The organism is Candidatus Nitrosotalea sp. FS (assembly GCF_011319475.1).
Lineage (GTDB): Archaea > Thermoproteota > Nitrososphaeria > Nitrososphaerales > Nitrosopumilaceae > Nitrosotalea.
Genome location: NZ_RCMC01000253.1, coordinates 1 through 12,410, shown reverse-complemented (window position 1 = coordinate 12,410; position 12,410 = coordinate 1). Strand labels below are relative to the sequence as shown.

At 38.1% G+C, this 12,410-nt stretch carries 9 protein-coding genes and 2 pseudogenes; 4 read left to right on the top strand and 7 right to left on the bottom strand.

All coding sequences use genetic code 11. From position 1 onward, the window contains the following. Nucleotides 1-2,065 precede the first annotated feature (2,065 nt). The 4 genes from DYY66_RS16520 to DYY66_RS10140 all read left to right on the top strand — a co-directional run bounded on the left by DYY66_RS16520 (nucleotide 2,066) and on the right by DYY66_RS10140 (nucleotide 3,581). Entirely contained in the window at nucleotides 2,066-2,434 is a 369-nt protein-coding gene (locus tag DYY66_RS16520; RefSeq protein ID WP_394352635.1) for a plastocyanin/azurin family copper-binding protein, read from the top strand. A 107-nt stretch (nucleotides 2,435-2,541) separates the two neighbouring features. Then, nucleotides 2,542-2,847, top strand: a complete 306-nt coding sequence (locus tag DYY66_RS10150) for a winged helix-turn-helix domain-containing protein (protein ID WP_166288913.1) — start codon at nucleotides 2,542-2,544, stop codon at nucleotides 2,845-2,847. A gap of 15 nt (nucleotides 2,848-2,862) precedes the next feature. Then, on the top strand, nucleotides 2,863-3,303 hold the full coding sequence (locus DYY66_RS10145) for a winged helix-turn-helix domain-containing protein (protein ID WP_255496427.1): 441 nt from the start codon (nucleotides 2,863-2,865) through the stop codon (nucleotides 3,301-3,303). Then, complete coding sequence (locus DYY66_RS10140) at nucleotides 3,300-3,581, top strand: hypothetical protein (protein WP_255496426.1); 282 nt, start codon at nucleotides 3,300-3,302, stop codon at nucleotides 3,579-3,581. The genes DYY66_RS10145 and DYY66_RS10140 overlap by 4 nt, the downstream gene beginning before the upstream one ends. A gap of 1,370 nt (nucleotides 3,582-4,951) precedes the next feature. On the opposite strand, the gene truD is transcribed toward DYY66_RS10140, so the two are convergent. From truD to DYY66_RS16505, 7 genes and pseudogenes are all read right to left on the bottom strand, one after another. Next, nucleotides 4,952-6,151 (bottom strand): tRNA pseudouridine(13) synthase TruD, encoded by a 1,200-nt coding sequence (truD, locus tag DYY66_RS10130; RefSeq protein ID WP_166288904.1) that lies wholly within the window; start codon nucleotides 6,149-6,151, stop codon nucleotides 4,952-4,954. Nucleotides 6,152-7,838: 1,687 nt separating this feature from the next. After that, entirely contained in the window at nucleotides 7,839-8,384 is a 546-nt protein-coding gene (locus DYY66_RS10120) for a hypothetical protein (protein WP_166288898.1), read from the bottom strand. A 2-nt stretch (nucleotides 8,385-8,386) separates the two neighbouring features. Further along, nucleotides 8,387-9,775: a cell division protein FtsZ gene (locus DYY66_RS10115; RefSeq protein ID WP_166288895.1), complete on the bottom strand. Its 1,389-nt coding sequence runs from the start codon at nucleotides 9,773-9,775 to the stop codon at nucleotides 8,387-8,389. Nucleotides 9,776-10,364: 589 nt separating this feature from the next. Continuing rightward, complete coding sequence (locus tag DYY66_RS10105; RefSeq protein ID WP_166288889.1) at nucleotides 10,365-10,664, bottom strand: hypothetical protein; 300 nt, start codon at nucleotides 10,662-10,664, stop codon at nucleotides 10,365-10,367. A gap of 1 nt (nucleotide 10,665) precedes the next feature. Continuing rightward, nucleotides 10,666-11,381, bottom strand: a pseudogene (locus DYY66_RS16515) (tetratricopeptide repeat protein); the annotation flags it as partial. Between the two features lies 1 nt (nucleotide 11,382). After that, the coding region (locus DYY66_RS16510) for a tetratricopeptide repeat protein (RefSeq protein WP_394352633.1) at nucleotides 11,383-11,578 on the bottom strand (196 nt) is incomplete at its 3' end. Nucleotides 11,579-11,660: 82 nt separating this feature from the next. Continuing rightward, nucleotides 11,661-12,172: pseudogene (locus DYY66_RS16505) on the bottom strand (cation:proton antiporter); the annotation flags it as partial. Nucleotides 12,173-12,410 lie beyond the last annotated feature (238 nt).

The window sequence follows — 12,410 nt, the reverse complement described above, 5'->3', positions numbered from 1 at the left end:
ATCATTTTGAAATATCGCTAATAACAATCAAATGAATTTCTCTTTTAATATGAAAAATCTACACAAGGGAATAATTCTTNCAAGGGAATAATTCTTGGTTTAGCAGTAGCTGTCGTTGGAGCCATAGCTGCTATGTCTGTTGAAGGATCAACATTGGGACACTTTGGTACAGCTTCGGCTGTAACACAAAAGACATTCTATATCGCTACAGTACACTTGGATGGAATTACTAGCATCTATCAAACCCAGGATCATCCTGCAGAACCATATCCGACCTCAGCACTTCCCTCTGGGAATGGGTTTGTCATAAAGAAGATAGATGACAAGGGAGGATGGAAAATACGACAATTCATGTTTGCACCATCACAAATCGTCGTTCATCAAGGCGATCAGGTCACTCTCAACTTTGTGGATGTCCAGGGACCAGAACATATGATAACAGTAGATGGAATAGCACCAGAATTTGATATTCATCGAGGAGAGATGAAGACAATCAACTTTACAGCAGATAAAGTTGGTACAATTAGCTATTGGTGTTCCATGATGAACCAAACATGCGAGGCGAGATTGTTGTNCCAAAAACTGATCAATAACATGATCTCATGATTTAACTAGATAAATTCTTGTTAAATGTGATCTCATGTTTTTACTTTTTAAAATCGTATATTTGACTACTTGTTATTATTCTAATGAATATTTTTTCATGTCAGAAAATGAAATTACAAAAAATGATTTGTATGTAATTTGTACATGATCTTGAAATACCGCTAAATAATTTTGCACTAAAAAACTTACATGCAGATGAAAAAAACAATAGTGATATCATCAGCTGCAATCTTTGTGGCACTAGCTGTGCTGCTGGTTTCAATTCCAGGACAGAATCATGGAAACATAGCAGCGGCTCAAGAATCGCAAGATAAAATGAGTGGAATGGACCATCAAATGATGACTTCTGGCTCATCTGATGCCGCAGAAGAAGATTATGCAGCAATGCAAAACAAGCCTCTATCAAAAGCATCTGATAATGTGACAGTTGATTTTACTGCCGATTCCGTAATCCAGGCAAATCAATTGGCCTCAATACAGATGTATGCAAAAGATACACAATCTGGATCAAAACTCAGTCATGTGNATTTTACTGCCGATTCCGTAATCCAGGCAAATCAATTGGCATCAATCCAAATGCATGCAAAAGATACACAATCTGGATCAAAGCTCAGCCATGTTGATTGGGCAATAACAGTAAAGGATCCAGATGGCAACATAGTATACAAGACAACAACAGGACACTCGCATACTGGAAACATGGACTTTAAGGTGNGTTGATTGGGCAATAACAGTAAAGGATCCAGATGGTAACATAGTATACAAAACGACAACAGGACATTCACATACTGGGAATATGGACTTCAAGGTAGCTCTTCCAGAAGCAGGTGAAAGCACTGTCTATCTGACTGTCTCATCTATTGGCAACATGATGATGGGAATGGAAGTAGAACCACAAGGAAGGACTCATACAATGTTATCTGGAAGTCCTAAGGGATTTGCAAAAGATCCTCAAAATGACTTTGGTTCTAGAACCTTTGAGTTTCCAGTGTATGTACAACGAATAGACCAAAAACACACACTTCAAGGATCAGATCCAGGAACTGCACTTAATCTTGAAATGAGCACAGTTTCAAACAAGATAGTTGCAGGGCAACCTGTGACTTTTGTGTTTACAGCTACAAAAGCACAGGATGATTCAATGATTACTCATCCTGATATGCAAGTGGTAGTAAAAACAGGAAACTATATCGCAGCAGAATCCGCTCCTGTTGAAGGAGCAATGACTATGCATGGTGCAGTTCATGGCCACACTGGAGTAATGACTCTAACTGAGATATTCCCAAGTGCAGGTCATTACATCATGGACATAAACATCCAGCCTAGTCCACTTTCAAGCTACATGTGGGGAAGTGCAGATACTAGGTTTGACGTCTTTGTCTCAGAGCCAACAACAAGTACTATGTCTACAACCAACACAAGCGGGAATATTCCTTCTAATNGTCCACTTTCAAACTACATGTGGGGAAGTGCAGATACTAGATTTGATGTCTTTGTTTCAGAGCCAACTGGAAGTACTATGTCTACAACCGACACAAGCGGGAATATCCCTGCTAACACTGTAAACATTGTGGGTCTTGAAGCACCGTTCTTTGTACCAAACACTCTCAATGTAAAGGTAGGAACAACAGTGTCCTTTGTCAATACTGATGGAAATTCGCACACAGTAACATCAGTGAAACATGGAACTGAAGATCCAGATGGAACTTTTGATAGTGGAATCATCAAGGCAGGAAAAACGTTTACGTTTACTTTCAGTAAGCCTGGAACGTACGAATACATTTGTACGATTCATACCCACATGCGTGGAACAATAAGCGTCTCCTGATCTTTCCCTTTTATTTTTTAGATGTACTATGTCTATTAGATTCCTTATGATGATCATATGTGATTAAAGCATCTTTTAATTTACTGCTGTTTGATGATCAATCACAAATGGTCGTCCTTCCATATGCAAAAAATCTTCTTTTTTATGTATTTGCAGGGTCAAGAGGTGGATATAACAGAATAAAAATCATAGAATCACTAAAAACTGCTCCAAAAAATGCAAACCAGCTTACAAAAGATCTAAATCTTAACTATAGAGCGATACAGCACCATCTCGAAGTTTTAGAGAAAAACAATTTGATTACAAAAGTTGGCGATAAATACGGGGCCAATTATTTTTTGTCTGTTTTTTTAGAATCTAATATTGATGCATACAACGAAATAGTATCAAAATCAAAAGAGGACAAAGTATAGGATTTGCACTCAATCTTGAAAAATGTATTTATGCTATCACATCAAAATGCCGATATAATGCACTCTTATGATGACCCGGTGCCACAAAATGACTATTTTGTATCAAAAAATATTGAAAATACTACTAGGCCTGACTTTGCATATGTAAAACATTTGCTATGGATGGTATTTGCTGCCTCACGAGGCGGACAAAATAGGATAAGAATGGTATTTGAGTTAAAGAGGTCTCCTCTTAACGCACACCAACTTGCAAAGGAACTTGAACTCAACTATAGAGCAATACAACACCATCTACACGTGCTTGAAAAAAATAACCTAATTTCACACATTGGCCAAAAGTATGGAACTAATTATTTTCTTTCTCCCTTACTTGAGACAAACATGAAAGCATTTGATGAACTTGTCTTGAATTTGTCTAGAGGAAAACATGATAGGAAAGGAGTTTATTTAAAATGACAATAATACCATATTGTGCAATTGTAGCAGTTGCAAACATGGCAGTCTTTGGTATCTTGATTGCAACGTTTGCAAAAATGCATTCAAAGACAAAGTCTCAAGTACATCTAGGAATGATATTTTTTGCAAGTATGCTGTTTTTAGATAATGCCATTAATGTGTACACATATTTTTCCATGTTTGACCTTTACCAAGCTGCACTCTTGCCATTTGTTCTACTAGTTCGTATTGTCCAACTTGTAGGTGCTCTTGTATTTTTAAAGATAACATGGCAATAAATTATAAACTAAGAAATTTTGTACTACGAATAAAATAAATGGTTTATGTGACAGTNCAGTCTTAATGAACTATAACCCATAATTTATCGGGCATTTCCTTTACTTCTGTACATTTTTACAAATATGAATACACCTGCCATTATTGCAGCAGCTAAGATTGATAATCCAACTATGATGTTATTCCAAATGGAACCACTTTGAGTAGGCGCGGGTGTAGAATTGTCTTGTGTGGGGTTAATTGTAGAATTTTGCTGAACTGGAACTGAAGTATTATTTTCTTCTTTGGTATTGGTGACATTGGTATTTTGTTTGATCACTGGTTGTGGAATCACTGAAACTGTGACATTCTTCTGTATGGTATTTGTACTGTTTGTAGAGTTTGTCTGGTATATTGGTAACTTGGAGTCTGGTCCTACTATGCCCATCTGGTGTGGCAGTTTTCCTATTACTGCAAGAGCCTGTCTTATCTGCTCATCATTCCAGCCTCTAGACTTGAGTTCAGTATAAAACTGAGATTGACTAATTGTTCCATTTTGATATTCCTTTAAGATGGTATTACCATTATCCGCAATAGGACTTTGAGAAGGGGATATTCCAGATGTTACTACAAAAGGAATTATCTTTGTAGTATAGGTCTGTTCAGAATCACTTTCAAGTATCCATGCAAGCTTGATTTGATACATACCTTGTGGCTCATCTTTTGTATTGCACAATGTAGAAAATCTTTCCATTACCTTGCCATTTACTGTTACATCACACACTGAATTCTCAAAACCATTCAGAAAGACAGGTTTTGGATTGTTTGTGCTGGGCAATGAAAATGTGATGACCCTGTCTGCAAAATCCTGGCTTAATGCATCATTATGTGTGTAGATTGGAAAACAATCCTGTCCTCCACAATGGCTTGTTAGAGTTGTACCAAAGGGTTGTGAAAATGGTAAATAGATGTAAAGATCGGGATACNCATTGTGTGTATAGATTGGAAAACAATCCTGTCCTCCACATTGACTTTTAAGAGTAGTACCAAAGGGTTGTGAAAACGGTAAATAGATGTCAAGATCAGGATATGGATAATTTGTTTTTGAAATGTCTGGAATGTGTGATACCGTAATTGTTATCTTGGTTCCGGGGGGTCCAGAGTCTGGAGATATTGTGACATATGGACTTCCAAGTGTACTCAGATCTGTAGTTGCCCATGCTAGATTGCACAATGGGATGGCTCCAAGTCCTATCAATAGAACCAGTGTGTTTTTCAATTATGAAACTGCTCGAACTAAACTAATAAGACTTGGGTGTAATTTGTTAGTAAGAATGTTAGTTCTAAATTAGAATCTACCACATGTTTGATTTTACATGTTCTCTGATGTACATTAAAATCCTGCAGCAACTGGGTCTGCTGGCTTGATTATCTCTCGTAATAGTGTGGTGGCATATGACCCCCTTGAGAGTGTAAACTCTACATACGGTTCCTTGATTGCAAAGTCACTGCATGATATTGTAGCCTGTCTGAACCCCCCCTCTTCACTTGCTTCCTGCATCTCTTTTACAAAAAATTCCTTTGGTGTTATCTGTTGTTCTACAAGTATTTGAGAAATGAAACTGTCAAATCGATTCTTTTTTGAATACGAATATCCTACAAGTGGAATTGCTAGTCTTTGCTTGGGGTCATTTTGATATCTCCCTAGTATGTCATCTTTATCAAAACAGACATCTCCTTGTTGTGGCTGCATCAAGTTTTCTCCAAACTCAAATGCTCTAGATATTGTTTGATTGTATACAAATGACTGAAAAGCTTCTACAAAAAATCTTCGCAGCTGTATTGGTATGGCACGCAATGCTCTTAGTGCATCTCCATGGTCTATCATTTCATTTAATACAATTTTTTCAATGTCCATCTGAGGAGGAACCTGGTCAAAGACCTTGGCATAATTTGACTTGTCCTTGAGCATTTCTCGGATCTTGTTGTTGTGTGGCAAGTCATGTTCTGAAGTAAAAGAAAGTAGAGTCTCTACTGCGTAATCAAAATTTTTCTGTAAAATGGCCTTTCCTATCAAGTGTGACACTGGTCGTCTGCTTCCAAATCTCTGGTATCCAAAAAAATTCAGAATTTTGTCATGATCTGTAAACTGGGAAACTTTGGAAAAATCTGCATCTTCCACTTTGATCTTGAAATGGTTTCCAATCATGTCTTTTTTTGTCAGGGGTTTTTGGACAAGACCAATCTTTTCAAGCGTATACCTGTTTGTAACTAGGGTGTCAGTAGATCTGCCTGTTGTCATATCGCATACGTATTGTTCTGTAGTGGCATTTGCATCCTTGAGACCTAATGCCTTGAGCCTCAGACCATATTTTGTAAAAATGTCTGATAATGCATGATTTGTGTCAATGCCGTGTTTTTTTAACTTGTATACTGTATAGCTTCCAGAAGATGAGATCTTGTCAAGTGACTTGTCTCGCAGTATCTCTGAGACAAAAAACTGTTCTGGAGATGACTTGATCTTGCCGCCTGTACCTTCTGTCTTGGTACAATAGATGAAAATTCCAATCAGTTTGTCTAGGCTAGGGACCACTTCTTACTCTAGTGTGATATTGACGTATTTTGATACGGTGATATCGTGGTATCTTGCACTAAGCAAGATCTGATAAGTTCCTGGCATGGCAAAGTTATCTGCAGATATTGTCAACTTGACAGTCTGTGGCTTGTCAACTGTAACCGTGGTCTGTTGTGGTGTAATTGAGATTGTTTGCGGTCCTGCTGTATTTGATGTGATTATTGATACTGGGGAGTCTAGACTCTCTTGTGGGCTAATGTTTAGTGAAACTGTTGCATTTTGTCCATGATGTATGACAATTGAAGGATCTGTAGTTACATTGATTGGTAGAGGAACACTAGAATCTAAAACACCTATGTTGTTTTCAACCCATTCTGTAAACCAGACCTTGTTGTGGTCAACTGTAAAGTCCAACACTTGTGCTACTCCACAGTCTGATAAGGTTCCACAGTCTGACCAGTTGGGATTTTTGGATGGCACAACATATTCTACAAGTGATTGTGTAGATGGATCATACGCACCTAGACTGTTTGCAACTTGTTCATTAAACCACAGTCTTCCATTATCATCAAAGTGAGCCCAATATGGTCTTGATATTGGTGTCTTGATAAGTCCTGATGCATTACCATATGAGGACACAGGCGGTGGAGATGTGATGTGTTTTGTGAATTTTTTACTTGCAGGATCAAAATCGAAAAAGTAACTACTTGCAGTATCCATTATCCATAATTTTCCTGAGGAATCAACTGTTATTCCGTTTGGTGCCTGAATGTCTTGAGGTAGGAGGTACTGTGTATAGTTGCCTGTCTTTTTANTTCCATTTGGTGCCTGAATGTCTTGAGGTAAAAGATACTGTGTGTAGTTGCCTGTCTTTTTGTCATAGCTTACAAGATCTCCTCCCTGTTGATACTTCCAAACTGTATACCATAATTTTCCTGAAGTATCTGTAATCATGGCGCTTGTAAAGTTGTGATCTCCAGGAGATGGGATGCTTGACACACCAAGGTCTGGGCCTGTGTGGTCTATGCTAAACACTCCAATCTTTCTTCCAGTAAAGTCATTGATGTATGCACTCTTGCCATCTATTAGGAGCATCTGAGGGAATGAACCATCTTGTGTATTGCTCTTGGGGAAAGCAAATCTTTGATAGCTCTTGTCTGACGGATTAAATTTCCAAATTAAATTATGTTGCGAGTCTGTTATCCACATATTTCCGTCTTGAGAATTGGCAAGACCCCACATCATGGATTTTTCTCCCTTTTGCCACTGTTGATTGGTAAATTCTTGGAATGATTTTGAAGACAAGTCAAACTTGCCCAAATTTCCTGTGTTTGATTCTGTAAACCAAACACTGCCAGACTGGTCTACCATAATTGCAAGTGGTTGGGTACAGACTGTAGGTATTTTGAATTCTGTTATGTACGGGGTTGATGCAGATTGATTTGTTCCACAAAATGTTGGTCTGTCTTTGTCCTTGTAATTATCTGCAGGTGTTCCAGTAATTGTTGTTTCCGTAGTTTGAGCAGGGGGAGGTGTAATTCGTCCGCCTCCTAGAAATGCTACACTGACAGTGGAAACAATGAAAATTGCCATAAATGATAATGCAAGAAGTTTTTTGGTGTTCTTGTTCACAAAATCTTGGCTGTTTTTACCTTGTTATATCTTATACGTAAACACCCGTGAGAATGCCGGAGTCGAGAGGGGGCTATTTCCTTTTAATTGATAATGTCTTTTGGACTTCGCTTATGCTGCTTAGGAATTTTTGTTTGGCTTCATATTCGTCTGCAACCTTGATTGTTATCGATGATGCTGAAAACATTACATCCTTGACAAGTATTGGTGGGGAGAGTCCTAAAAGTTCGCTTAGTATTGCAAGTATGTTGCTAAATGTGGTATTATTTTTATAGTGAAATACTGTGTTTCCCTCTGCAATCTTTGGGTTTGGTTCTAGCGGTATGATAAGTTCAGGGGAAGTAAATTCTGTTATGAATAATGCAATGTCTTCTTTTACCTTTGTACTAAGATCTTCTTTTTGTGTAATGAGTTTCTCTTTTGCCTTTTCCAAATCTGTTGAAGCATCATAGTAGTCCTGTCCTATCATTTTTGCAAACGTGGACTCGGTTGGACTCTTGAGTGGAATTTCATGGATTCTAAAATTTACTGTTGCAAGCTCATCTTCAGTGTCTTTTAGCTGAGTTCTATTTTCTCTAATACGAGCTGCAACCTGCTCTAAAAAGGCAAAGTCAGACATTTCTAGCTAAACTCATGGACTACGTCCATAAGGCTTGCCTTGAATTCTTCAGTGGACAATCCCCACTTGCCATATTCGTCTTTGAATGCGTCCCATGAAGCTTCTGCTTCACTTGCAATCTCTAATATCTTTGGTCCAATTGCCTTTGTATTGACAAGTATTGTGACATTAGCTTGCTCTGTCTCTAATATTGGAATCTTGATGAATATCATTCTTGATTCTTCAATGTGGAATCTGTCCTTTATCATGTTCTTTAGAATGTCTCTCTCCTTTGCTTCAAAGTCTCCTTTCACTTTGACAAGTGCACAACAGGAATCTTTTGGACCTCCCTTGTCCCTGATATCAACTTCATCAATATCAAACAGTACTCCATCTTCTTTCTTGTTGATGTGTTCTACGATTCCCTCCATGGTATTATGTTTAGTACTTGTCATCAAGTCTGAGCTCCATTGTCTCTCTTCTGGAACAATCGGAATTACCCACGGAATTGCAAATCTTGGTCTCTTTGTTGCAAGCCATGTTCTATAGTTTGACATGTCCCATTCTGTCTCTCTTGCAAATGATGCGATAAACATAGACATTGCATTTGCTGCAATTAGATTCATTCCTCGGTAATCCTTCCAGCCTACTTCGTGTTCTTTTGGAAGGTCATCTATGATTGAAGACATTTTGTCTAGTTTCTTTTCATGTCTTTGTGCAAGTTCTCTTAATCGCTTGTTGGAAAATAGGATTGAACAGTCACTGTATTTTATCTGGTGTTCTAGGTTCATCACTATGTTGATGGCTGATGCCTCTAGAATTACTGGGTCCCATCCAAATTCTGGTAATAATCCAAATGATGCTATTGTTGCATGCTCTTTTGTGTCCTTTTTGATATATTGCATAAAGGCACTTGCAAATGAAGCGCCAGTACCTCCTCCCATTGCAAATGGAACTGTAAATCCTCTTACTGGTTCAGGAGATAGACTTGAAAGTTGTTTTTGCATGTCATATTTTGTACTGACTTCTTTGATGAATCTTGTACGGCCCTCTGCCCAGTTTCTTGCAGCACCTCCTGCACCTGAAATCACATGTTTGTCCCTTAATGCAAACAAGTCTGGGTATGATTGTAATATTAAATTGGCAGCTCTTGGGTCCAGATCAATTAAGAGAGCTCTTGGAATGAGTGGAATTTCACTGCCACCATAAGCATTTGGAAATCGTAAGATGGTACTTCCATATCTTTTGAGTATACGGGATTCATCTTTTTCTCCCTTTAGTGTTGGCTTTAGAGGGTCTGCCCCGACATCAATCAATAATCTTCTGTATGTTTCTGCGCCAAGACCAATGCCACAATGGCCAAAACTTGTCATGATAACTGGCGCTGGTGGTAATGGGGCAAACTTTGACAATTTTAATCACTATCTGAAACCTCAACTTGTCTCTTTAAGGATATAGTGCAAGTTTGTACAGTCTGTACTTGATACTTGTAGACATGTTGTAGTTTCAATCCTGTTACTGTGCGNTTAACCATGTAGTGCAAGTTTGTACAGTCTGTACTTGATAGTTGTAGACATGTTGTTGAAGTTTCAATCCTGTTACTGTGCATGTCTTTTTGAATTTAAGATTTAAGAATGATTTATTCTTCCTCTGTTAGGGCTTTTTTGAGTACTCGAAACTCCTCTATTGATATCTGTCCTTCTGCAAGTCTGACTCTAAGAAGCTCAAGTGATGCATCTTTCTTGGGTTGGGGGGTGGCTTGGGTCTGTTCTATGTCTGTACCATTGGGAGCCTCTAGCAAGTTCTCAATGTATCTATAGTCTGACATTACGATGGGTTCGCCAGTCTTTACAGTCTCTATTATCTCTCGCAGTCGTTTTGGATTTCCCTTGCCTGANTTTGAATTTAAGATTTAAGAATGATTCATTCTTCTTCTGTCAGGGCCTTTTTGAGCACTCGAAACTCTTCTATTGATNTTTGAATTTAAGATTTAAGAATGATTCATTCTTCCTCTGTTAGGGCTTTTTTGAGCACTCGAAACTCCTCTATTGATATCTGTCCTTCTGCAAGTCTGACTCTAAGAAGCTCAAGTGATGCATCTTTCTTGGGTCGGGGGGTGGCCTGGGTCTGTTCTATGTCTGTACCATTGGAAGCCTCTAGCAAATTCTCGATGTATCTATAATCTGACATTACGATGGGTTCTCCAGTCTTTACAGTCTCTATTATCTCTCGCAGTCGCTTTGGGTTACCCTTGCCTGTTGCCAACAAGCCTTTGATTGTTTTTATCATATCTTCTGACATTTTATTTCACTATTGTCTTGAATCTGGGATCCCCTTTTATCTTATCGAATGAAGAGTCTTTGACTGCCCAATTCTTTATGGTTCTACCATAATGTGATATTGCCTGTGCTAGAAGAATGAGCGCATCATCGTTTTGTCCAAGTTGTGCCTTACTTCTTGCTTTTGCATAAATTATGGTCCCATTTTTTGGAAACTCTTTTAATATTTTATCAAATATGACAATTGCTTCTTCATGTCTTCCAAGCTCTGATAATTCTGTAGCCTTGTAAAATACTGCCTCATTGTTATCAGGTTCTTTTTCCAAAATTTTATCAAAGTACGACAATGATTCTTCATGTTTTTTCTGCTTGCCAAGCACAAGTCCTTTGTAGTATATTGCTTGCAGATTTTCAGGTTCCTTGTCAAGCACTTTGTTTAGACAATCAAGTGCGTTATCATATTTTTCAAGCTGAATTGATGCAACTCCTTTGTTATACAACGCTGGAATGTATGTAGGATCGTTTGATAATGCCCTATCATAATACGTAACAGCTTTTTCAAATTGTTGCATCTCAGAAAAATGATTTCCTAGATTGTTCAATGCGTCAACATGATTTGGAGTACGCTCAATTATTTTCTCAAAGCATGTCATGGCATCCTTATTTTTCTTTAACTTCAAAAGAGACATTCCTTTGTTGTATAATGCATCTGTGTTTGTGGGATCTTGTTTTAATGCCTNTCTCAAAGCATGTCATGGCATCCTTGTTTTTCTTTAACTTCAAAAGAGACATTCCCTTGTTGTATAATGCATCTACGTTTGTAGAGTCTTGCTTTAATGCCTTGTCAAAAAATGATATGGCATCCTTGTGTTTTTCAAGCTTGGCATAGCTTATTCCTTCTAAAACCGTTTTTTCAACCTGATTTTTTTCACTCATCTTGATATGCTAAATGTTTTGCATGTCTTGTTTAATGTTTTTTGATAAACCATGAGAAATCCATAAATCTCTGGCAAGGGATTTAGACATTTTTTGGTTCTTGCATTGCTTCAGGAAATGCCTTTTTTATGTATCTTGAAAGAACTGGATACTGTATTATCAAAGAAGACAAGACCACTCCGAATGTGATAGTCTTTAGTATCTCCTTCATATCGCTTTCAGGAAGGGTTGCAACTAGTGCGACTGACAGTGCTCCTCTCATACCTCCAATCATAACAACATGCCTCCATGCTCCGGTTGTCTTTTCATTTGTAAAGCGGTGTGTCACAGCAAGTATTGGATATGTTGATGCAGCTCTTGCAGCTAATACTGCAACAATTGCAAGTGCAATTAGAGGAATGTTCTGTCCTATCCTTGTCATGTCCATGTTCAATCCCAAGTACAAAAATGCTACAGAGTTTGCAAAGAATGCAATCATCTCCCAAAAGTTTGATGCATATGCTCTTACTTTTTCGCCTATGATGTTGGGTTTTCTCATTATCACACCAAACCACAATCCTGCTGCAGCTGCTGCTACAAGGCCTGAAAAACCAANGCTAAATGTTTTGTATGTCTTGTTTAATGTTTTTTGATAAGCCATGGGAAATCCATAAATCTCTGGCAAGGAATTTAGACATTCTTTGGTTCTTGCATTGCTTCAGGAAATGCCTTTTTTATGTATCTTGAAAGAACTGGATACTGTATTATCAAAGAAGACAAGACCACTCCGAATGTGATAGTCTTTAGTATCTCTTTCATCTCACTTTCAGGAAGGGTTGCAACTAGTGCGACT

What these genes read in the sequence shown, in the direction of transcription:
- DYY66_RS16520 (WP_394352635.1), top strand. Translation starts at nt 2,066, where the DNA reads ATGTGGGGAAGTGCAGATACTAGATTTGATGTCTTTGTTTCAGAGCCA.
- DYY66_RS10150 (WP_166288913.1), top strand. Translation starts at nt 2,542, where the DNA reads ATGGTCGTCCTTCCATATGCAAAAAATCTTCTTTTTTATGTATTTGCA.
- DYY66_RS10140 (WP_255496426.1), top strand. Translation starts at nt 3,300, where the DNA reads ATGACAATAATACCATATTGTGCAATTGTAGCAGTTGCAAACATGGCA.
- DYY66_RS10120 (WP_166288898.1), bottom strand. Translation starts at nt 8,384, where the DNA reads ATGTCTGACTTTGCCTTTTTAGAGCAGGTTGCAGCTCGTATTAGAGAA.
- DYY66_RS10105 (WP_166288889.1), bottom strand. Translation starts at nt 10,664, where the DNA reads ATGTCAGAAGATATGATAAAAACAATCAAAGGCTTGTTGGCAACAGGC.